General features: G+C 71.7%; 19 protein-coding genes and 1 tRNA gene. 10 read left to right on the forward strand and 10 right to left on the reverse strand.

Going from position 1 to position 21668, the window contains the following annotated elements; genetic code table 11:
• Positions 1-47 precede the first annotated feature (47 nt).
• Positions 48-1229 (reverse strand): acetyl-CoA C-acetyltransferase, encoded by a 1182-nt coding sequence (locus INP57_RS12595; protein WP_200070320.1) that lies wholly within the window; start codon positions 1227-1229, stop codon positions 48-50.
• Positions 1230-1397: 168 nt separating this feature from the next.
• Positions 1398-2423: a hypothetical protein gene (locus INP57_RS12600; protein ID WP_233627365.1), complete on the reverse strand. Its 1026-nt coding sequence runs from the start codon at positions 2421-2423 to the stop codon at positions 1398-1400.
• A gap of 151 nt (positions 2424-2574) precedes the next feature.
• Between INP57_RS12600 and mce the strand changes: the two genes are divergently transcribed.
• A complete protein-coding gene (gene mce, locus INP57_RS12605; RefSeq protein WP_200070321.1) occupies positions 2575-3015 on the forward strand; it encodes a methylmalonyl-CoA epimerase in 441 nt (146 codons plus the stop codon).
• Positions 3016-3136: 121 nt separating this feature from the next.
• On the opposite strand, the gene INP57_RS12610 is transcribed toward mce, so the two are convergent.
• Together INP57_RS12610 and INP57_RS12615 are read right to left on the reverse strand one after the other, a co-directional pair.
• Entirely contained in the window at positions 3137-3691 is a 555-nt protein-coding gene (locus INP57_RS12610) for a TetR/AcrR family transcriptional regulator (protein ID WP_307850045.1), read from the reverse strand.
• 214 nt (positions 3692-3905) lie between these two features.
• Positions 3906-4289 (reverse strand): SPW repeat domain-containing protein, encoded by a 384-nt coding sequence (locus INP57_RS12615; RefSeq protein WP_307850039.1) that lies wholly within the window; start codon positions 4287-4289, stop codon positions 3906-3908.
• 183 nt (positions 4290-4472) lie between these two features.
• Here INP57_RS12615 and INP57_RS30325 point away from each other — a divergent pair, with 183 nt between their 5' ends.
• A complete protein-coding gene (locus INP57_RS30325; RefSeq protein WP_200070324.1) occupies positions 4473-6224 on the forward strand; it encodes a M protein in 1752 nt (583 codons plus the stop codon).
• A 122-nt stretch (positions 6225-6346) separates the two neighbouring features.
• Here INP57_RS30325 and prmC read toward each other — a convergent pair whose 3' ends face one another.
• From prmC to rpmE, 3 genes are all read right to left on the reverse strand, one after another.
• Positions 6347-7222, reverse strand: coding sequence for a peptide chain release factor N(5)-glutamine methyltransferase (gene prmC / locus INP57_RS12625; RefSeq protein WP_200070325.1), 876 nt, complete (start codon positions 7220-7222; stop codon positions 6347-6349).
• 70 nt (positions 7223-7292) lie between these two features.
• Positions 7293-8363, reverse strand: a complete 1071-nt coding sequence (gene prfA, locus INP57_RS12630) for a peptide chain release factor 1 (protein ID WP_200070326.1) — start codon at positions 8361-8363, stop codon at positions 7293-7295.
• A gap of 85 nt (positions 8364-8448) precedes the next feature.
• Positions 8449-8679, reverse strand: a complete 231-nt coding sequence (gene rpmE / locus INP57_RS12635; protein ID WP_200070327.1) for a 50S ribosomal protein L31 — start codon at positions 8677-8679, stop codon at positions 8449-8451.
• 250 nt (positions 8680-8929) lie between these two features.
• Between rpmE and INP57_RS12640 the strand changes: the two genes are divergently transcribed.
• The gene (locus tag INP57_RS12640) at positions 8930-9313 is read left to right on the forward strand and encodes a hypothetical protein (protein WP_200070328.1); all 384 of its coding nucleotides are present in this window, start codon (positions 8930-8932) and stop codon (positions 9311-9313) included.
• A gap of 1 nt (position 9314) precedes the next feature.
• Here the strand turns inward: INP57_RS12640 and INP57_RS12645 are convergent, their stop codons facing one another.
• Positions 9315-9962, reverse strand: coding sequence for a DUF305 domain-containing protein (locus tag INP57_RS12645; RefSeq protein ID WP_200070329.1), 648 nt, complete (start codon positions 9960-9962; stop codon positions 9315-9317).
• Between the two features lie 32 nt (positions 9963-9994).
• Positions 9995-10798 (reverse strand): thioredoxin-like domain-containing protein, encoded by an 804-nt coding sequence (locus INP57_RS12650; RefSeq protein WP_200070330.1) that lies wholly within the window; start codon positions 10796-10798, stop codon positions 9995-9997.
• A 222-nt stretch (positions 10799-11020) separates the two neighbouring features.
• Between INP57_RS12650 and argS the strand changes: the two genes are divergently transcribed.
• The 6 genes from argS (at position 11021) to rho (ending at position 20427) form a co-directional block, all read left to right on the forward strand.
• Positions 11021-12682: an arginine--tRNA ligase gene (gene argS / locus INP57_RS12655; protein ID WP_200070331.1), complete on the forward strand. Its 1662-nt coding sequence runs from the start codon at positions 11021-11023 to the stop codon at positions 12680-12682.
• Positions 12683-12761: 79 nt separating this feature from the next.
• Positions 12762-14180 carry a diaminopimelate decarboxylase gene (gene lysA / locus INP57_RS12660; RefSeq protein ID WP_200070332.1) on the forward strand — a complete coding sequence of 473 codons (1419 nt, stop codon included), beginning with the start codon at positions 12762-12764 and terminating at the stop codon, positions 14178-14180.
• Positions 14181-15485: a homoserine dehydrogenase gene (locus INP57_RS12665; RefSeq protein WP_200070333.1), complete on the forward strand. Its 1305-nt coding sequence runs from the start codon at positions 14181-14183 to the stop codon at positions 15483-15485.
• The gene (gene thrC / locus INP57_RS12670; RefSeq protein WP_200070334.1) at positions 15482-16570 is read left to right on the forward strand and encodes a threonine synthase; all 1089 of its coding nucleotides are present in this window, start codon (positions 15482-15484) and stop codon (positions 16568-16570) included. Before INP57_RS12665 ends, thrC begins: the two co-directional genes overlap by 4 nt.
• A gap of 50 nt (positions 16571-16620) precedes the next feature.
• Positions 16621-17523 (forward strand): homoserine kinase, encoded by a 903-nt coding sequence (gene thrB / locus INP57_RS12675; protein ID WP_307850040.1) that lies wholly within the window; start codon positions 16621-16623, stop codon positions 17521-17523.
• Positions 17524-18498: 975 nt separating this feature from the next.
• Entirely contained in the window at positions 18499-20427 is a 1929-nt protein-coding gene (gene rho, locus INP57_RS12680) for a transcription termination factor Rho (protein WP_200070336.1), read from the forward strand.
• A gap of 54 nt (positions 20428-20481) precedes the next feature.
• On the opposite strand, the gene INP57_RS12685 is transcribed toward rho, so the two are convergent.
• Positions 20482-21414 (reverse strand): cation diffusion facilitator family transporter, encoded by a 933-nt coding sequence (locus INP57_RS12685; protein WP_200070337.1) that lies wholly within the window; start codon positions 21412-21414, stop codon positions 20482-20484.
• Positions 21415-21575: 161 nt separating this feature from the next.
• Here INP57_RS12685 and INP57_RS12690 point away from each other — a divergent pair.
• A tRNA-Arg gene (locus INP57_RS12690) sits at positions 21576-21648 on the forward strand.
• Positions 21649-21668: the final 20 nt, after the last annotated feature.

Here is a 21668-nt window from a genome sequence, read left to right on the forward strand (position 1 = left end):
ACCCGGGTGGCATCAGGGTGATTTCCGGGTTTCCCCGTGCGTCGAGGTCAGGCCGCACGCAGCAGCAGCGCGTCGCCCTGGCCGCCACCGCCGCACAGCGCCGCCGCGCCCTGCCCGCCGCCGCGGCGCCGCAGCTCGAGCGCGAGGTGCAGCGCCAGCCGGGCGCCGGACATGCCGATGGGGTGGCCGAGCGCGATGGCACCGCCGTTGACGTTCACCGCGTCCTCGCTGAGCCCGAGCGCCTGCGCGGAGACCAGCCCGACCGCGGCGAACGCTTCGTTGATCTCGACGAGGTCCAGCTCGGCGGTGCGCTGCCCGCCCTTGGCCAGCGCGGCCTTGATCGCGTTCGACGGCTGCTCGTGCAGGCTCGCGTCCGGCCCGGCGACGACGCCGTGCGCGCCGATCTCGGCCAACCAGTGCAGTCCGAGCTCGTCGGCCTTCGCCTTGCTCATCACCACGACCGCGGCGGCGCCGTCGGAGATCTGCGAGGCCGAGCCCGCGGTGATCGTCCCGTCCGGTGCGAACGCCGGGCGCAGTTTGCCGAGGCCGTCCGCGGTGGTGTCGGCCCGGATGCCTTCGTCGCTGTCGACCACGACCGGGTCGCCCTTGCGCTGCGGCACGCTGACCGGCGCGATCTCCTCGGCGAACACGCCCCGCTCGGCCGCGGCTCCGGCGCGCTGGTGCGAGCGGGCGGCGAACTCGTCCTGCGCGCGGCGGGTCAGGCCGTGCCGGGAGTTGTACTTCTCGGTCGAGGCACCCATCGCCATCTGGTCGAACGCGCAGGTCAGGCCGTCGAAGGACATGTGGTCGACGAGCTGGCCGTCACCGAACTTGATGCCTTCGCGGGAGCTGGTCAGCAGGTGCGGGGCCTGCGTCATGGACTCCTGCCCGCCCGCGACGACCACGTCGAACTCGCCCGCCCTGATCAGCTGGTCGGCCAGGGCGATCGAGTCCAGCCCGGACAGGCAGACCTTGTTGACGGTCAGCGCGGGAACGTCCATCGGGATGCCGGCGCCGACCGCGGCCTGCCGGGCCGGGATCTGGCCGGCTCCGGCGGTCAGCACCTGGCCCATGATCGTGTACTGCACCTGCTCCGGCGGCACGCCCGCGCGTTCCAACGCGGCCCTGATCGCCACCGCGCCGAGCTGGGCGCCGCTGAAGTCCTTCAACGAGCCGAGCAACCGCCCCATCGGGGTGCGTGCTCCAGCAACGATCACAGACGAGCCCACTGCCGCCTCCCGGTTCGTTCGACTCCGGTCCATTCGACCACCGACGCCATCATGCCCCTGCCGCGGCTGGCCGGACCATACCCGGCGTGGCACGCGGTGCCAGCCGGTCCGCGGGGTGCGCTCGGGCACATGCGGGAGGGAAGCGGCGGCGCTCCCCTCCCCTGCCGATCAGCAGTTGCCGCGGCCTGCCGTGGTGTCGCACAGCGCGGACTCCGCGGACCAGGACAGCTCGCTGCGCGCGTCGGTCCCCAGTTTCCGGGAGGCCGATACGTCGGTGTCCGCTCCCGAATCACCCTGCAGCCAGTACCGGACCTCGTACTCGCCGCCCCCGCTGGAGTAGGTGAACGCGTAGAACGGCGCGGGCACCGGCGCCGGCCCGAAATCCGGCGACAGCCAGGCATCTTCGCCTTCCGCAGCATGCGGATCGATGTAGAGGCAGTCGTAGGTGGCGCCCTCGAAGGTGCACTTGCGCGGTTCACCGCCGCCGTAGCGGCCGACCGAATCGACCTTCGTGACGCCGTTGGTGGCGAGCCGTTGGTAGATGTCCTCGCACGCGCCTTCGTCGCAGGCGTGCCAAGCCGACCACGCGGCCGCACGGGATTCCGCAGCGGAAGCACCATCCGCGGCCGAGTCGCAGTACCGACCCACGACGTGCGCGGCGGCCGTCTTCGCCGCCGACCGCGAATCCACTGCGGTGGCAGCGGTTTCCTGCGCCCCCAGACCTGCCGAGTCGAGCTGCCAGATGCCGACACCGGGGTTGAAGAACAGACCTTCGGCGCGCTGCTGCGGATCGGCCAGCGCCGTCTGGTCGTCGTAGCGGGACAACGTCATCGGGGCGGGTGCGGCCCCGGAACCCGCGACCTCCGGCCAGGTCGGGGCCAGCGTGAGGTTGGTGGCATCGGCCGCGCTCAGCCCGCAATCCTCGGCTGCGGCGGCATCCGCGGCGGCCGACTCGGCCGCGGAGTAGGGCTCGGCGCCGAATCGCAACGGCCCCGCGGGCAGCCACGCGCGCTCGTGCTTGAGCCGCAGCTCATCGGGATTCGGCCCGCCACCGCCGGAAACCACCGGCCCGCCACCGGCGGCGAACGCGCTCGCCGGAGCCGACAGCACCGCGACCGCGCCCAGCACGGCGAACGCGCGCGGCCAGCGTCTGCGACGACCGGGTTCGCGCTGCAGAAGTCTGAAATCGACCATGAGCCACCTTTCGACGTGAAGCGGCAACATGCTCACGTCGGCCCAGTCAGTCGAACTCCGCCGTCCGGAGCAATCCGAGCCGGGTGCCATCACTTTTTCTGCCATCTTTCGCACACTTCCGGCGGATTCATCGCGCGTTAGGCTGCCCGCCATGCACGGCGAACTGCACGACTTGCTCACCGCGATCGACCACGTCGGAATCGCGGTCACCGACCTCGACGCGGCGATCGAATTCCAGCGCAGCACCTTCGGGCTGGAAGTGACCCACACCGAGCAGAACGAGGACCAAGGGGTCCGGGAGGCGATGCTCGCCGCTCCCGGCGACACCGCCGGCGCCACCCGGATCCAGCTGCTGGCGCCGTTGCGGGCGGACTCGGCGATCGGGAAGTTCCTGGACCGCAACGGTCCCGGACTGCAACAGCTCGCATACCGGGTGACCGATGTGGACGCGGCCTGCGCGGCACTGCGTGCCAGCGGGTTGCGGTTGCTCTACGACGCTCCGCGGCGGGGCACCGAGGACAGCCGGATCAACTTCGTGCACCCGAAGGACGCGGGGGGCGTCCTGGTCGAACTGGTGGAACCGGCGGCCTGACGGCTGCGGCGGCGACGGCTCCGGTCACGGCCCGGTCGGGAAGGCCCGGTCGGAAGGCCCGGTCGGAAGGCGCCGTCGGAAGGCGCCGTCGGGAAGGCATGGTCGGCGCTTCACCTCGGCGTCACGGTGCGGGCCGCTCCAGCGCCCGCGCGATGAAGCAGATCTCGCGGTCCAGCTCGTCCTCGTCCCCGTGCCGGGCCACGGCGTGCCGGTGGCTGACCACCCTGGCCAGCAGCAGCGCGGCGGTGTCGACGTCCTCGGCACCGCCACCCGCCGCAGACCCGTCCGACGCGGCAGGCGCCAGCGCGGCCGAGATGACTTCGCGGATCTGGCGCACCACGACGTCGAACCGCTCCTGCAACGCCCGCCGGACCGCGGCGTGCGTGTCCGCTTCGCGCCAGAGCAAGTGGCTCAGCAGCACCGACGACTCGAACCGCCGGTCCAGTTCGGACACCAGCCGGTACAGGCTGCCGGTGACGTCGCCTGCCAGCACGATCCGCGCGGGGTCCAGCTCCTCGTCCGGCAGTCGCTCCACCAGCGCGACGAGCAGGTCCTGCTTGCGGCGGAAGTAGTAGTGGATCAGTCCTTTCGGGACCTGGGCGCGCTCGGCGATCCGCGAGGTCGGGGTGGCGTCGAACCCGGACTCGGCGAACAACTCCCCCGCCGCGGACAGGATCCGCTCACGTGCCGGACAACGGCACGCACCGTCGGCGACCGCAGCCTCGGCGTGCGGTTCCGCCGCCGGGCCGCAACCGCACGCCGACGACTGCTCCGGCGCTCCGAGTGCCCATGCCACCGCGTCCTCCAGCGTCGATCAGCCGGTCGATCACCTCCGTGCAACGTACCGGCGGTGCCGGAACCGGCCGGAACGCGACCGCCGGACGCGCCCGCTATCGCGGGGCCGCCGCTGCACTGCCGTGCGCGGCGCCGGCCTCCGGCAGGGCGGCGGCGCCCACCGCCACGGCCAGCACCCCGACCACCCAGCAGGTCCAAGCGGCACCCGCGAGACCGGCGAACCCGAGCACCCAGGGCGACAGGAACAGCAGCACGCCCAGCACCATGTGCGCGTATTCGCTGGTCATCGAGCCCGGCATCACCAACGACCACACGGCGCCGAGCACCAGCAGCACGCCCAGCACGAGCATCGCCGAGACCGCGCCGCCGCTGGTGCGGGTCCACAAGGTGGCCAGCAGCAAGTACACGCCCAGCAGCAGCGCCACCCAGTCCTGCCAACGATTCCACGGCCGGACCTGCGCGTTCGCCTTGGTCGCCACGTCGCTCACCTCCACCGCCCGGATGCGCCTGTCGAAGGTCGGGGCACACCGCCGGCGGCGTCCAGGGTCCTTCGGCTCGGTCCAGCCCGGCTTTACCCGGTCCGGTGAGCGACCCCGCGGAAACTCCCCCGTTCCCGCCCACACCTCCCACAACGCGGGTGCCTTCCAGGTAGCGTGGTCGTCATGGGCCTCGCCGACGACCGTGATCTACTCCCGCTGGGTTCGGGATTCGACCTCGTTCGCAAGAACGGATACGACCGCGCTCAGGTCGACGAGCATCTGGAACGGGTCGACGCCGATCTGCGCATCCTCACCTCGGACCGCGACGCGGCCGTCGCCCAGGCCCGGGATGTGTCCAAGCAGCTCGAATCCGCGCGCTCGGAGATCGAGAACCTGCGCGGCCAGGTCGAACGGCTGTCCAAGCCGCCGACGACGCTGGAAGGGCTCAGCGAGCGGTTGCAGCGGATGCTCAAGCTCGCCCAGGACGAGGCGGGCGACATCCGCAGCCGCGCCGAGAAGGACGCCGCCGAGACCCGCAGCCGCTCCGAGTCCGAGGCGGGCGCGCTGCGCACCCGCTACGAGAAGCTGATCGCCGAGGTCGACGAGCGGCGCACCGAGATGGAGACCGAGCACCGCTCGGTGCTGGACAAGGCAAAGGCCGAGGCCGAGCGGATCACCACCGAGGCCGAGCAGAACCGCGTCCGCGCCGACGAGGAGTCCGAGGCCCGCCGGACGCAGGTCGAGGAGGACTTCGAGATCGCGATGGCGGCTCGGCGCACCGAGTCGATGAAGACCCTCGCCGAGCAGGAGGCCACCAGCAAAGCCGACGCGCAGCGCCGCGTCCGCGAGGCCACCGAGGAGGCCAACCGCAGGCTCCGCGAAGGCACCAACGAGGCGCACCGCCGGGTCCGCGAGGCCACCGACGAAGCCAACCGGCTCAACACCGAATCCACCCAGGCGGCCGAGAAGCTGGAGCGGGAGAGCACCGAGGCAGCCGAACGCCGCGAGCGCGAGAGCACCGAGGCCGCCGAGAAGCGCGAACGCGAGAGCGTCGAAGCCGCGCAGCAGCGCGAGCAGGAAAGCGTCGAGGCCGCGCAGCGCCGCGAGCGGGAAAGCACCCAGGAAGCGGAGCGCCTGGTCGCCGAGGCCACCGAGAAGGCCAACCGGATGATCCAGGAGTGCACCGACGAGGCGACGCGCCTGGTCGACGACGGCACCCGGGAGAGCGAGCGGCTGGTCCGGGAATCCCGCGCGGACGCCGAGCGCAGGCTGGTGGCCACCACCGAGGAGGCCCAGCGCCGGCTGACCAAGGCCGATGACCAGGTGCACTCGCTGACCGAGCTGCGGGACACGGTGGCGGCGAAGCTGCGCGACGCCGCGGAACTGCTCGGGCAGACGACGCCGCTGCTGGAGCGGCTGGACCAGGAGGACTCCGAGGAGGCCGCGCTGCGCGAGGCCGCCGCGGAAGCCCGCGAGCAGGCGCGCAAGGGCGCCGCGGAGGCCGTGGCGGCGGATCGGCCGCAGGACGCCGCGGCGTCCGTGGACGGTCCTGCGGCGTCCGCGGACGGTCCTACCGAGAAGATCCGGCGGCGGGACTTGCCGGGCGCCTCCGGCTCGAACGGGAGCGGCCCGGGGAACCAGAGCGGCTCGGTGAATCAGAGCGGCTCGAAGACCGGTGCGGCCGCAACTGCGGCAGCGGGACCGGTCCGGTCCGGGCAGTCGGCGACCGCGACGCCCGTCGCCTCGGCGTCCGGAACCGCGGCGAGCCCGGCCGGTTCGACCGCGGGTCAGCAGGCGGCCCAGCAGGCGACGGAGTCCGCGCAGGCCGAGGCCAAGCCGAACCCGCACGACCAGCCGACCCGCCGGATCCAGCTGCCCGTCCCGGGCCAGGCCCAGCAGCCCGGCGCGCCGAGCCGCACCGACAAGTCCCGCTGAGCCGCCTCGGGAAACGGCTGCGCAGCGCCGCCACCCGAGGCGCCTGATCGAACTCTCCGAGCGGACACGCGCGCCCGGACCGCTCGCTCAGGCGAAAGATCTCCGGGCTGCGAAGCCCGACCTCACAGCTGAGGTTCCGCGCGGTACGCGGTGGCGAACCGCGGACGCCCGGCCAGGTCCGTGTGATCCTCCACCTCGCACAGGACCCTCCTGGCCTTCAACAACGCGGGCACCGATCCGCCGTGGGTGTCGTCGTGCTCGATCGCCATGCCGCCGCCGTGCCGCAGCAGCCGCGCGCCGCAAGCGATCACCTGCCGGACCACGTCCAGCCCGTCGCGGCCGCCGAACACGGCCTCGTGCGGATCGTGCTCGCGCACTTCCGGCGGCACCGGCGTGCCCTCCGGCACGTACGGCGGGTTGCACAGCACCAGGTCGACCAGGCCTTCCAGGTCCATCAGCAACGTCGGGTCGTGCACATCGCCCGCGTGCAGCCGGGTCGGCGTGTCGCCCGCGGCGGCCTGCTGGTCGATGTTGTGCCTCGCCCAGGTCAGCGCGTTCGTGTCCAGCTCGACCGCGTGCACCGTCGCGTCGGGGCGCGCGTTGGCCACGGCCAGCGCGAGCGCGCCGGTGCCGGTGCACAGGTCGACGACGGTGGGATGCTCGATCCCTTCGAGCGTGGCCAGTCCCCAGGCGAGCAGCAGCTCGGTCTCCGGGCGCGGGACGAACACGCCTGGACCGACGCTGAGCGTCACGTTGCCGAGGGTCGCGGTGCCCACGAGGTGCTGCAACGGCACCCGCTCGGCCCGCTGCCGCACCAGCGCGTGCAGCGCTTCCACCACGGGCGGATCCACCAGCGGCACCATCATCAACTTGGTCCGCTCCACCCCTAGCAGGTGGGCGGCCAGCAGTTCGGCGTCGGTGCGCGGGCTCGGCACGCCTGCCGCGGACAACATGCGTGCCGCTTCGAGGATGGCCAGGCGCAGTGGCTGTCGAGTCACGGGGCAAGCTTAGAGCGCGTGATCTCCGGACCCGCTCAGGCGAGGCCCGAAAACGCCGGAACGGCTGCGCTCACCCGGTCGAGGCGAGGCGTTCCTCCCGGTCGGCGGTGATCAACGCGCCCAGCACGCCGTCCAGGTCGCCGTCGAGCACGTGCTCGAGGTTGTACGCCTTGTAATTGACCCGGTGATCGGAGATCCGGTTCTCCGGGAAGTTGTAGGTGCGCACCCGCTCGGAGCGGTCCACGGTGCGCACCTGGCTGCGACGGGTCTCGGCCGCTTCGCGCTCGGCCTCCTCGTCGGCCATCGCCTGCAGCCGCGCACGCAGCACGTGGATCGCGCGCAGCTTGTTCTGCAGCTGGGACTTCTCGTTCTGGCAGGAGACGACGACCCCGGTGGGCAGGTGCGTGATCCGCACCGCCGAGTCGGTCGTGTTCACGCTCTGCCCGCCGGGGCCCGAGGACCGGTAGACGTCGATGCGCAGGTCCTTCTCGTCCACCTCGACCTCGACGTCCTCGGTCTCGGGATAGACCAGCACCCCGGCCGCCGAAGTGTGCACCCGGCCCTGGGACTCCGTGACCGGCACCCGCTGCACCCGGTGCACGCCGCCCTCGAACTTCAGCTTCGACCACACGCCGTCCGGGCCCGGATCGGCCTTCTCCTTCACCGAGACCGTGACGTCCTTGTAGCCGCCGAGTTCGGATTCGGTGGAGCCCAGCACCTCGGCGCGCCAGCCCTGGCGCTCGGCGAAGCGCAGGTACATCCGCAGCAGATCGCCCGCGAACAACGCGGATTCCTCGCCGCCCTCACCGGATTTGATCTCCAGCAGCACGTCCGAGGAGTCGCGCTGGTCGCGCGGCAGCAGCAGCTCGGTGAGCCTGGCCTCCAGCGCGGGCAGCGAGTCGGCGAGCGATTCGGCCTCCGCGGCGAACGCCGGGTCCTCGTCGGCGAGTTCGCGGGCCGTGGCCAGGTCGGAACGCACCCGGTGCCATTCCCCGGCGGCCTTGGCCACCGGGGTGAGTTCGGCGTAGCGGCGCCCCAGTTTGCGCGCGTTGGCCTGGTCGGCGTGCACGTCCGGTTCGGCGAGCCGCCGTTCCAGCTCCGCATGCTCGGCGAGCAGCTCTTCGAGCTTCGAAGTCTCCACGGCAACCTTCTTCTCGACCGGTACAGGTGCGGCACGACAACGGCGCCCGCCCCGCGCGTCGCGGGAGCGGGCGCCGTCGGCTCAGCTACTTCTTGGTGCGAGCGCCCTGCGGGCGGCGGCCGTAGCGGGCCTCGAAGCGGGCCACGCGGCCGCCGGTGTCCAGGATCTTCTGCTTGCCCGTGTAGAACGGGTGGCAGTTCGAGCAGACCTCGACGGTGATGTTGCCGCTGGCCTGGGTGCTGCGAGTGGTGAAGGTGTTCCCGCAACCACAGGTCACCTCGGTGGTGACGTATCCGGGGTGGATGTCCGACTTCAACGCTTGTCCTCCTGTTCGTGGCTCCGGGTCCCCGCGCCGGGTGCGCCGCGAGGTGAACCGGTGCCTTTTCCGATCCGGCATTCTGCCAGATCGAGGGCGCTGACCTGCAACGCAGGGGCACCGCGGGGTATTCCGGCAGGCAGCCGCCCGGCGCGGTGCACCGACCGCCCGGCGCGCCTCGCGGACCGCCCGGCGCACGGCGGCCCGCGAGGTCCTGCGAACCGGGACGTTCGTGTACACACTTTCCGGCGTGCAGCAGTGCTCCCTCTTCGGCGAACTCGGGATCCGGTCGTGGCTGGCCTTGCCGCCGCTGTTCCTGTGCGGAACCGCCGGCGTGGCCGCGGCGCTGGACCGGATGCTGGCCGAGAGCACTTCCACGGCGCTGTCGGTTCCGCTGATGTTCGGGTGCGCCGCCGGGCTCGCGGTTCTCAGCGGTGGCCAAGTGCGGTGGTCGCGACGGTGGCAGCGGCGCGTGCTGCGGTTCGGCTACCCGGTGGTGCTGCTGGCGTGCGCGGTCAGCACCGATCAGGTCCTGGTTCCGCTGCTGCCGATGCTGGTCGTCGGCGCGGCGACGCTGTTCGTCCTGGCCGCGCTGCTGGCGCGCCGGCCCGGAACGCGTTGCGGGCAGAACTGACTCAACCCGGCGGCAGCGGGGCCGCGCCGCGCGCGGCGAGCATGGCGCGCATGAGTTCGCTTTCGGTCGCCTGCGAGCCGAGCATGTTGCTCGCCAACCCGCGCACCGGAGCCAGCGCGGCGTGCTCGGCGCCGTAGCGGGCCATCGGCGCGCCGCCCTCGTGGTGGCGCAGCATCAGCCGCAGGAACTCGGTGTCGAAAGCGGGCCCGCGCAGCGTCCGCAACCGCGCGAGCTCCGCGCTGTCGGCCATGCCGGGCATCCCCGCCCCGGCCGCCATGCCGCCGTGCTGGTGCTCGCCCCCGCGCTGGTGCTCGCCACCGTGCATCCACTGCATCGGCGGACCGCTCGCCTGCGGTGGCTGCCCCCACAAGTTCAGCCACCCCTGCATCCGGCCGATCTGGTCGCGCTGGTTGGTCTCGATGTCGAACGCGAGCCCGCGGACCTCGGCGTCGCCGCCGCGTTCCCGCGCGAGCGTGGCCATGGTGACCGCCTGCTGGTGATGCATCGACATGTCCTGCGCAAAGCCGACGTCGACCGCGCCGGGCGCGGGCTCCGATGGTCGTGCCGGCCCGGCGATCAGCAGTCCTGCGGCGGCACCGAGCAGCAGCAGAGCCGTCGCCACCCCGGCCGCGATGACTACCCGTGCCATCAGCGGCCACCGCGAGTTCCACGCCGCGCCGGTCAACGGCCCCCGCCCATGTCACCGGCACCGCTCTGCGCGCCCGCACCGCTCATCGGCACGGCGTCCGGCGGCGGCGCAGCGGGGTCGAACGGCGGCGGGTTCTGCGTGTCGAACCCGCCCGGGATCGCCTGGCAGGAGCCGCCGACCTCCGGGTACACGCCGTTCGGGTTCTGCCGCAGCGCGGTGATGAACTGGTCGATCCGCGGATCGTCCGGCGCGTCGAGCTTGAGCTGGTGTCCCCACGACTGCAACGAGATCGGCGAATCCAACCCCGGGTACGGCGAAAGCATCGTGTAGGGGCGGTTCTGCACCCTCCGGGCCAGCTGCTGCACGCCGTCCGCGCCGACCTTCTCCGGGGCGTAGGCGATCCACACGGCACCGTGCTCCAGCGAATGGACCATGTTCTCGGTGCGTACCGCCTGCGGGTAGACCACGCCGGTGCAGTCGGCCCAGACGTTGTCGTGCGGGCCGCCGAACGGCGGCGCCTTGTCGTAGGCCACCCGCTGCTGAGCCGTCACGTGCTGCATACCGGGATAGTCGGCGGTTTCGACACCGGGGATCTTTTTCGACGGGTCGGGATTCTGCGGCGAGGGCTTGAACGGCGCCGCAGCAGCGTCCGCTTCGGCCTGCGCGCTCTCCGAGGCCGTGTTCTCGCGGTGCTCCATGTACACGAATCCGAAGATGAGGGCCGCCACCAGAACGACGACGCCGACCCCGGCGATCGTGAGCCACGGGACGGATCGCTGCTGCGCAACGGAACTGCGCGCGTTGCGCATCGCCTTGTTCTTCTTGCCGCTGGTCATCTCGTCCTCGTCCTCCACCCGCCGTCGCCGGGACGGCTCGCCAGTTTAGGGACGCCGCGATCAACAGGGGAGAATTTCGAACACGGCGGGTAATAACGGTCTCACAACGCGGTGACCAGCCGGTTCCGGCGGAACGCGGCGCGGCGAACGGAGCAACGCGCTCGCCCGGCACCGCCCACCCAGGCAAAACGACTCGGAAGACCGGCACTTAAACTGCATCAGGTGACTCCCGCCGTTCTCGCTGACCTGGTCCGCAGTGCCGCCGTCGACGTGCTCACCGCCCGCGGCCTGGACATATCCGTGCTGCCCGACGCGGTGACCGTGGAACGCCCGCGCAACCCCGAGCACGGCGACTACGCGACGAACATCGCCATGCAGGTGGCCAAGAAGGCCGGCGTGCCGCCGCGGGACCTCGCCGGCTGGCTGGCCGAGGAGCTGACCGGGCGGGAAGGCATCGCCGAGGTCGACGTGGCCGGACCGGGCTTCCTGAACCTGCGGCTCGCCGCCGACGCGCAGGCCGGGATCGTCCGCGAGGTGCTGTCCGCGGCCGCGGACTTCGGCAGCGGCGACCGCTACCGGGACCTGCGGGTGAACCTGGAGTTCGTATCGGCGAACCCGACCGGCCCGATGCACCTGGGCGGCGCGCGCTGGGCCGCGGTCGGTGACGCGCTCGGGCGCACCCTGTCCGCGCAGGGCGCCGAGGTGACTCGCGAGTACTACTTCAACGACGCGGGCGCGCAGATCGACCGCTTCGTGCGCTCGCTGATCGCCGCGGCGCAGGGCGAGCCCGTTCCGGAGGACGGCTACGGCGGCGACTACATCGGCGAGATCGCCAAGCAGGTTCGCGCCGAGCAGCCGGACGTGCTGGAACAGCCCGCGGACGAGCGCCACGAGACGTTCCGCCGGATCGGCGTGGGCCTGATGTTCGACGAGGTCAAGCGCAGCCTGCACGAGTTCGGCACCGACTTCGACGTGTTCTTCCACGAGGACTCGCTGCACAGCTCCGGCGCGGTGGCGCGCTCCGTGGAGCAGCTCAAGGAGTCCGGGCACCTGTACTTCGCCGACGGCGCCTGGTGGCTGCGCTCCACCGAGTTCGGCGACGACAAGGACCGGGTGCTGATCAAGAGCGACGGCGCCGCCGCCTACATCGCGGGCGACGTCGCCTACCTGCGCGACAAGCGCTCCCGCGGGTTCGACCTGTGCATCTACATGCTGGGCGCGGACCACCACGGCTACATCTCCCGGCTCAAGGCCGCGGCCGCCGCGTTCGACGACGATCCGGACTCGGTCGAGGTGCTGATCGGGCAGCTGGTGAACCTGGTGCGCGACGGCGAACCGGTCCGCATGAGCAAGCGCGCGGGCACCGTCGTGACCATGGAGGACCTGGTCGACGCGGTGGGCGTGGACGCGGCCCGGTACTCGCTGATCCGCTCGTCGGTGGACTCCGCGGTGGACATCGACCTGGACCTGATCAGCAAGCGCAGCAACGAGAACCCCGTCTACTACGTGCAGTACGCGCACGCCCGGCTCTCGTCGTTGCAGCGCAACGCCGAGTCGCTGGGCATCGAGCGGGGTCCGGTCGAGCAGGCGGATCTGGCGCTGCTGACCCACGAGCGGGAAGGCGACCTGATCCGCACGCTGGGCGAGTTCCCGCGGGTGGTGCTCTCCGCGGCGCAGCTGCGCGAGCCGCACCGCATCGCGCGGTACCTGGAGGACGTGGCCAGCGCCTACCACAAGTTCTACGACGCCTGCCGCGTGCTGCAGCCGGGCGACGACCAGGCGAGCCCGCTGACGGTGGCCCGCCTGCAGCTGTGCGAGGCGGCCCGCCAGGTGATCGCCAACGGCCTCGCGCTGCTCGGGGTCACCGCGCCCGAACAAATGTGAATTGCCGACACCGCCCGCGATCGGGCGGTCCGGATGCGGGCACCCGCATCCACCCGAGTTCTCATAAGGAGCCGCGATCATGCGCGCCCATCCCGCCGGGCCTCGGCACGCCGAAGTCCTGCTGCCGGGCAGCACCGCCGGGCCGCCCCCGGCCGCCGAAGCCGAACTCGACGAACTGCACCACCTGGTGTGGCCGCGCAACGCGCAGCGCGGCGACGACGGTGCGGTGCGCTTCGCCGGGACCGACGTCCGCGAGCTGGCCCGCGAGCACGGCACTCCGGTGTTCGTGCTGGACGAGGCCGACTTCCGGTCCCGCTGCGCGGAGTACGCGGCGGCCTTCGGCGACCCCGCTTCGGTGCACTACGCCTCGAAGGCGTTCCTGTGCACCGAGGTCGCGCGCTGGGTCGCCCAGGAGGGCCTGAGCCTGGACGTGTGCAGCGGCGGCGAGCTGCGCGTCGCGCTGCGCGCCGACTTCCCGCCGGAGCGGATCACCTTCCACGGCAACAACAAGTCCACCGCGGAGCTGACCGCGGCGGTGCAGGCCGGCGTCGGCTCGATCGTGCTGGACTCGTTCCACGAGATCGCGCGGCTGGAGCACATCGCCCACGAGCACGGCGTGCTGCAACCGGTGATGGTGCGGGTGACGGTCGGCGTCGAGGCGCACACCCACGAGTTCATCGCGACCGCGCACGAGGACCAGAAGTTCGGCTTCTCGCTGGCTTCCGGCGACGCCGCGGAAGCGGCCCGGCGAACCGTCAAGTCGCGCTCGTTGCAGCTGGTGGGCCTGCACAGCCACATCGGCTCGCAGATCTTCGACGACGACGGGTTCGGCCTGTCCGCGCACCGGGTGGTGGCGCTGCTGGCGGACCTGCGCGCCGAGCACGGCGCCGAGGTGATGGACAGCGTGCACACCGTCGACCTCGGCGGCGGCCTGGGCATCGCCTACACCTCGGAGGACGATCCGCTGCCGGTGCCGGAGCTGGCGTCCCGGCTGCACGAGATCGTGCGCAAGGAGTGCGAGTCCGCCGGGTTCGAGCCGCCGCGGGTGGCGGTCGAGCCGGGCCGGGCGATCGCCGGGCCGGGCACGGTCACCGTCTACGAAGTGGGAACGGTCAAGGACGTCGAGCTCGACGGCGGGGTCTCGCGGCGCTACGTCAGCGTGGACGGCGGGATGAGCGACAACATCCGGACCTCGCTCTACGACGCGATCTACGACTGCAGGCTGGTCTCCCGCGCCGCCGAAGCGCCGCCCACGCTGTCCCGCATCGTGGGCAAGCATTGTGAGTCCGGTGACGTAGTGGTGCGAGACTGCTGGCTGCCGGAGGACATTGCTCCGGGCGACCTGCTCGCGGTCGCCGCTACCGGTGCCTATTGCTACGTGATGGCGAGCAACTACAACCGGCTGCCCAAGCCGCCCGTGGTGGCGGTGCGGGACGGGCGGCCGAGGTTGCTGCTGCGCGGGGAGACCGAGGACGACCTGCTCCGGCTGGAGGTGTGAGTGATCGAGGACCGTGCACCGATCCGCGTCGCGCTGCTGGGCTGCGGCACGGTCGGAACCGAGGTGCTGCGGCTGCTGCAGGACCGGCCGGTCGAGTTCGCGGCCCGCGTCGGAGCTCCGGTGCAGGTGACCGGCGTCGCGGTGCGGCGCCCGCACAAGCACCCGGCGGTGCCCGAGCAGCTGCTGACCACGGACGCGACCGCGCTGGTCGACGGTGACGTCGACGTGGTGGTGGAGCTCATCGGCGGGATCGAACCGGCCCGTTCGCTGCTGCTGCGCGCGCTGCGGGCCGGCAAGTCCGTGGTGACCGGCAACAAGGCGCTGCTGGCGGAGTACGGCTCGGAGCTGTACGAGGCCGCCGACGAGGCCGGGGTGGACATCTACTTCGAGGCCGCCGTCGCCGGGGCGATCCCGCTGCTGCGCCCGCTGCGCGAGTCGCTGGCCGGGGACCGCATCCACCGCGTGATGGGCATCGTCAACGGCACCACGAACTACATCCTCTCCGCGATGGACTCCACCGGGGCGGGCTATTCGGAGACCCTGGACGAGGCGGGCAGGCTGGGCTACGCCGAGGCGGATCCGACCGCGGACGTGGACGGCTTCGACGCGGCGGCGAAGGCCGCGATCCTTGCCTCGCTGGCGTTCCACACCCGCGTGACCGCCAACGACGTGCACCGGGAGGGGATCTCCGCGGTCACTCCCGGCGACATCTCCGCGGCCAAGGAGCTGGACCGCACGGTCAAGCTGCTGTCGATCTGCGAGCGGGTCGTCGACGCCGACGGCACCGAGGCCGTTTCGGCCCGGGTGCACCCGGCGATGCTGCCGCGCAACCATCCGCTGGCGAGCGTGGGCGGCGCCTTCAACGCGGTGTTCGTGGAGGCCGAGGCCGCCGGGAACCTGATGTTCTACGGCCAGGGCGCCGGCGGCGGCCCGACCGCCAGCGCGGTGCTCGGCGACCTGGTCGCGGTGGCCCGGAACCTGGTGGTCTCGGGCCGGGGGCCGCGGGAGTCGGCGCACGCGAAGCTGGCGGTGCAGCCGATGGGCTCGACGCCGACGCGCTACCACATCAGCCTGGACGTGGCGGACAAACCGGGTGTGCTCTCGCAGGTCGCGGCCACCTTCAACGACAACGATGTGAGCATTTCGGTGGTGCGCCAGGCGGGCCGCGGCGAAGAGGCCAGCCTGGTCGTGGTCACCCACACCGCGACCGACGCCGCACTCAAGTCCACTGTGGACAAGATTGCGGAGCTGCCCGCGGTGCGCGAGGTCGTCAGCGTGATGCGCGTGGAAGGTGAATCGTCGTGACCCCGAACATCCCTGGCGCGCCCGCGCGCGCGACCGGCTGGCCCGGCCTCATCGAGGCGTACCGGGATCGCGTCGACGTGCCCGAGGGCGCCCCGGCGGTGACCCTGCAGGAGGGCGGGACACCGCTGGTTCCCGCACCGCACCTCTCCGCGCTCACCGGCTGCGAAGTGCACCTCAAGGTCGAGGGCGCGAACCCGACCGGCTCGTTCAAGGACCGCGGGATGACCGTGGCCATGACGCACGCGCTCGCCGCCGGGAGCAAGGCAGTCATCTGCGCATCCACCGGCAACACCTCGGCATCGGCCGCGGCCTACGCCGCGCGCGCCGGGCTCACCTCCGCGGTGCTGGTGCCGCAGGGCAAGATCGCGATGGGCAAGCTCGCGCAGGCCGTGCTGCACGGCGCGAAGATCCTGCAGGTGCAGGGCAATTTCGACGACTGCCTGGAACTGGCCCGCAAGACCGCGGCCGAGCACCCGGTGACGCTGGTCAACTCGGTGAACCGGCTGCGCATCGAGGGGCAGAAGACCGCGGCGTTCGAGATCTGCGACGTGCTCGGCGCGGCACCGGACGTGCACTGCCTGCCGGTGGGCAACGCGGGCAACATCACCGCTTACTGGAAGGGCTACGCGGAGTACGCCGCGGACGGCCTGATCCCGGTCACGCCGCGGATGTTCGGCTTCCAGGCGGCCGGTTCGGCGCCGCTGGTGCGCGGCGAGCCGGTGACCGAACCGGAGACGATCGCCACCGCGATCCGCATCGGCAGCCCCGCGTCCTGGGAGGGCGCGCAGACCGCGAAGACCGCATCGGACGGATTGTTCGCCGCGGTCAGCGACGACGACATCCTGCACGCGTACCGGCTGCTGGCCTCCCGCGAGGGCGTGTTCGTCGAACCCGCGTCGGCCTCCAGCGTGGCCGGGCTGCTGGCCACCGCCGAGGACGGCAGGCTGCCCGCGGGTTCCAAGGTCGTGTGCACGGTGACCGGTCACGGGCTCAAGGACCCCGACACCGCGCTGGCGGGCATGGTCGAGGTCGAGCCGCTGCCGGTGGATCCGAGCGCCGTGGCCACCGCGCTGGAGCTGGCGTGAGCGGGCCTGCCGCTCCCCCACCCGCTGGCCCCCCATCCGCCGGTGCGGCCGTGCGGGTCACGGTTCCGGCTTCCAGCGCCAACCTCGGCCCCGGTTTCGACGCGCTCGGCATCGCCCTGGCGCTGTACGACGCGGTGCACGTCGAAGTCGTGGACGGCCCGGACGGCACCGCCGAGGTCTCGGCCGAGGGCGAAGGCGCGGCGGCGATCCCCACCGACCACGAACACCTCGTGGTCCGAGTGCTGCACCGGACCTGGGCCGAACTCGGCCTGCCCCGGCGCGCGGTGCGGCTGCGGTGCCGCAACAGCATCCCGCATTCCCGCGGTCTCGGGTCCTCGGCCGCCGCGATCGTCGCGGGCGTGGCCGCGGCCTACGAACTCGCCGGTTTCGCGTTGCGGGACAACAAGAACCTGGATCAGGCGCTGCACCTGGCCGCCGCCGAGGAAGGCCACGCCGACAACGTCGCGGCGAGCCTGCTCGGTGGCGTGGTGATCGCCTGGCAGGACGGCGACCGGTTCCGGGCCGCGAGCCTGCCCGCGCACGCCGACCTGCACCCGGTGGCATTCGTGCCCGCCGGTGAATCCGCCACGCACACCACGCGGGGGCTGCTTCCCGCGCAGGTCCCGCACGCCGACGCCGCCTTCAACGCAGGACGCGCGGCGCTGGCCGTGCACGCGCTGACCACCGACCCGTCGCTGCTGCCCGCGGCCACCGAGGACCGGCTGCACCAGGACTACCGGGAACCCGCGTGGCCCGCCACGATCGAGCTGGTGCGGCGGTTGCGGGCCGCCGGGGTGGCGGCCGCGGTCTCCGGAGCCGGGCCGACCGTGCTGGCCTTGCCACCGCGCGGCGAACTGCCGAATTCCGCGCACAGCACGGGTTTCACCGCACTGCACCTGCCGGTGGACCGCTGCGGCGTTCGGGTGGTGTCCGGGCGGTCGCAGATCGAATAGCCGACCGGCCGGACCATTCCTCCGAGCGCGGTGGTACAAAGGAAGTGTCAGCCGGACGAAGTCCGGTGGCTGGTGTTCCGGTGCTGTACGTGCGTGATACGGCTCCGGTTCGCTCGGTGGCACCGCGCAGTGCTCGCTGCAAGGCCGATCGGGTTCTTGTACGGCACTCTCGGAGCGGCGCCGATTCGATCGAATTCCGTGGCTGTTGCAGCACGGCGGACGCCGAACACCATGATCGACAGAGGGTGTGGCCGCGACCGGTGAGGTTGTTGCACCTCGATGGCGGGGCGTCTACCCTCAAGGTCAATCAGTCACCGCGCGCAGAGCGCCGGTGCCGCATCCGGGGCATCGTTTCCCGGGGCACATCTCTCGCTAGTGAATTGACTCCACCCGGCGCGGGTGAAGGTCAGGATCGGCGGGTACTCGGCCGCGGTGGCAGAGGCAGGAGTTGTCAACTCAATGGGGTTCGCGCGAGGCGGCGGCCCCCGCTCCGGTGGATTCGTACCGGGAACTCGGCGAACCGCCGAGTCGGGGGCAGCGGGCACGCCCGCGGCGATCGACGCCGGATCGGCGTGTACCCCGGTGCCACTGTCTGCGGTCCTGCACGGCGACACTTCGGGCCGGACCGGAAATCACAGCGCTCCCCGTGAACGACAACACCTGAGTGAGGCGGCAGCAGGGCGTGCACCGGCAAGTGTGGATCGGAGTGGATGCGTCGCACGTGGACCGTGGTTCCAGCACGCAGGCGCGTGACGACCGCAACCGCGCAACGACATCGGACGAACGCCAGGGCTGGGCTCCTCTTACCGCCCAATGCCGCTGGTTCCGGCTAATCGCCGACGCCGATCGAGCCGCGCGTGCGTGTTGAACTCGACCGGCATCGGGCCGGTAGCGCAAAAGGCCGTCCGCGAGCATGAGCGGGCGGGCAATCCGCTGGGCCGCGTAGGAGGCGCGGTCCGGTCAGGAAGGACATTCGTGAGCAACACCGAACTGTTGAGCAGCGACGCGGCCAACGGCGTCCCCGCGGCCGGCGGGCAGGACTCCGCCCAGTCCTCGGGCACCGACAGCAACGGCACCCCGCGCCGTCGCGGAGGGCTGTCCGGCATGCTCCTCCCCGAGCTGCGCCAACTCGCGGGGGAACTGGGGATCGACACCGGCGGACTGCGCAAGGGTGACCTGATCGCCGCCATCAAGGAGCGGCAGGGCGGCGGTGCGCCGCAGCGTTCCCGCGGCGCGGGCAACAAGCAGTCCACCGCGACGCAGGAGGACACCGGCAAGAGCGCGCCGGAGTCCGGCAAGGCCGCGCAGGACGGCGCCTCCGGCGGCGGCAAGGCGCACCAGCCCGCGCTCGACGAGACCGACTCTTCGCCGAAGCAGCGCGACACGACCGCCGAGCAGAACACCAACGGTGCTCCGACTCGCGGGCGTCCGCGGCGGCAGAACTCCGACCAGGGCGGCGAGGAAGAGCCCCGCCGCGGTGGCGGCAACAACCGGCGGCGCCGCTCTTCCGGGCGCGGCGGCGGGAACCAGGACCAGGGCGACGACCGCGGCGACCGCCAGGACAACAACCGCGGCGGCCAGGACCGCAACGACCGCCAGGGTTCCCGGCAGCAGGACAAGCAGGACGGCGGCAACCGCCAGCAGGACAACCGCCAGCAGGACGACGACGATGACGGCGGCCGCAGGCGCGGACGCCGGTTCCGGGACCGCCGCCGCAACCGCGGCCGCGGCGAAGGCGGCGGCGAGCCGGAGGTCCGCGAGGACGACGTGCTGCTGCCGGTGGCCGGCATCCTGGACGTGCTGGAGAACTACGCGTTCGTGCGCACTTCCGGCTACCTCGCCGGGCCGAACGACGTGTACGTGTCGCTGTCGCTGGTCCGCAAGTACGGGCTGCGCCGCGGTGACGCGATCAAGGGCGTCATCCGGCAGCCGCGGGAGGGCGAGCAGCAGCGGCAGAAGTTCAACCCGCTGGTGCGGGTGGACGCGATCAACGGCTTGGAGCCGGACGCCGCCAAGGGCCGCTCCGAGTTCCACAAGCTGACCCCGCTGTACCCGAACGAGCGGCTGCGGCTGGAGACCGAGCCGCAGAACCTCACCGGCCGGATCATCGACCTCGTCATGCCGGTCGGCAAGGGCCAGCGCGCGCTGATCGTCTCCCCGCCGAAGGCGGGCAAGACGATGATCCTGCAGGCGATCGCGAACGCGATCACCACGAACAACCCGGAATGCCACCTCATGGTGGTGCTCGCCGACGAGCGCCCCGAAGAGGTCACCGACATGCAGCGCTCGGTCAAGGGCGAGGTCATCGCTTCGACCTTCGACCGGCCGCCGGCAGACCACACCACGGTCGCCGAGCTGTCCATCGAGCGCGCCAAGCGGCTGGTGGAGATGGGCCACGACGTGGTCGTGCTGCTGGACTCGATCACCCGCCTCGGCCGGGCCTACAACCTGGCCGCCCCGGCATCCGGGCGCATCCTGTCCGGTGGTGTGGACTCCACGGCGCTGTACCCGCCGAAGCGGTTCCTCGGCGCGGCCCGCAACATCGAGAACGGCGGTTCGCTGACCATCTTCGCCACCGCGCTGGTGGAGACCGGTTCCACCATGGACACGGTGATCTTCGAGGAGTTCAAGGGCACCGGCAACGCGGAGCTCAAGCTGGACCGCAAGCTCTCGGACAAGCGGCTGTTCCCGGCGGTCGACGTGGACGCCTCCAGCACCCGCAAGGACGAGATCCTGCTGTCCCCGGACGAGTTGGCGGTGACCCACCAGCTGCGCCGGGTGCTCTCGGCCTTGGACGCGCAGCAGTCCTTGGAGCTGCTGCAGGACCGGTTGCGCAAGTCGCGGACCAACATCGAATTCCTGATGCAGGTCGCCAAGCAGACTCCGGGCAAGGACGAAGACTGACGCTGGGCGCCGAACTGGACCGGCCCGCACCGCTCGGTGCGGGCCGGTTTCGTTTCACCAGGTCAACGCCTCGCAGCGGCGAGCGCACTCGACCGGTTCGACCTGCAAGGTCGCGTGCTCGATGCGGTAGCGCTCGGCGAGCATCCGTTGCGCGGCAACCAGCACCTCGCCGTGATCGGCGTCGGACGGGGTGGCCAAGTGCGCGGAGGCGACTTCCATCCCGGAGGTCAGCGTCCACACGTGCAGGTCGTGCACCTCGGTGACGGCAGGCAGCGCGCCGAGATCGTCGCGCATCGCTTGCACGTCGACGCCTTCGGGAGCTTGCTGCACGAGGATGCGCAGCGCCTGCCTGGCGAGCTTCCAGGTGCGCGGCAACACCCACAGCCCGACCGCGACGGCGACGATCGGGTCGGCCAGGTACCAGCCGAACGCCAGCGACAGGCCCCCACCGAGCAGTACGCCGATGGAGCCGATCGAATCGGCGACCACCTCGAGGTAGGCACCGCGCACGTTGAGGCTCTCTCCCGCACCCTTGCGCAGCAGCAGGAAAACCACGAGGTTCGCCAGCAGTCCCGCGGCGGCGGTGAGCATCATGGGCACACCGGCCACTTCCGGCGGCTCCTGGAACCGGCCGATGGCCTCCACGAGGATGTAGACGGCGACGCCGAACAGCAGCACGGCGTTCGCCAACGCCGCCAGCACCTCGATGCGGTACCAGCCGAAGGTCCGCTTCCCCGCCGCCGGGCGGCGTGCCGCGGTGATCGCGGCGAGCGCCATCCCGACGCCGAGCACGTCCGTCAGCATGTGTCCCGCGTCCGACAGCAGCGCGAGGGATGACGCGAGATACCCCACGAGCGCTTCCAAGACGAAGAACGCCAGCAGCACCACGAACGCCACGGCTAGCCGCCGCGAGTAGCGCCAGGAGGCGCTGGCGGGCACGTCCGCCGACATGCCATGCCCGTGGCCATGTCCATGGCCGTGTCCCATCAGGAACCTCCTCTCCGCTCGCCCCAGGATATATAGTCGAATACGCATGAATGCAAGACGGCGCCCACCCAGTGGACTCGCCGCGAAGATCGCGACCGCGCAGGCCCCCTTATCGACTGTCCGGCCCCATGCGCTAAGGTGAACGACGTCAGCAACGACAAGCCCTCGTAGCTCAGCGGATAGAGCACTGCCCTCCGGAGGCAGGTGTCGCAGGTTCGAGTCCTGCCGAGGGCGCCCATCTCACAGCGTTACCG

Source organism: Saccharopolyspora galaxeae (genome assembly GCF_016526145.1).
Classification (GTDB): domain Bacteria; phylum Actinomycetota; class Actinomycetes; order Mycobacteriales; family Pseudonocardiaceae; genus Saccharopolyspora_C; species Saccharopolyspora_C galaxeae.

Excerpts from the sequence above, each read along its gene's own strand:
- INP57_RS12600 (WP_233627365.1), bottom strand. The coding sequence starts at position 2,423 with ATGGTCGATTTCAGACTTCTGCAGCGCGAACCCGGTCGTCGCAGACGC.
- mce (WP_200070321.1), top strand. The coding sequence starts at position 2,575 with ATGCACGGCGAACTGCACGACTTGCTCACCGCGATCGACCACGTCGGA.
- INP57_RS30325 (WP_200070324.1), top strand. The coding sequence starts at position 4,473 with ATGGGCCTCGCCGACGACCGTGATCTACTCCCGCTGGGTTCGGGATTC.
- INP57_RS12645 (WP_200070329.1), bottom strand. The coding sequence starts at position 9,962 with ATGGCACGGGTAGTCATCGCGGCCGGGGTGGCGACGGCTCTGCTGCTG.
- INP57_RS12650 (WP_200070330.1), bottom strand. The coding sequence starts at position 10,798 with ATGACCAGCGGCAAGAAGAACAAGGCGATGCGCAACGCGCGCAGTTCC.
- lysA (WP_200070332.1), top strand. The coding sequence starts at position 12,762 with ATGCGCGCCCATCCCGCCGGGCCTCGGCACGCCGAAGTCCTGCTGCCG.
- INP57_RS12685 (WP_200070337.1), bottom strand. The coding sequence starts at position 21,414 with ATGGGACACGGCCATGGACATGGCCACGGGCATGGCATGTCGGCGGAC.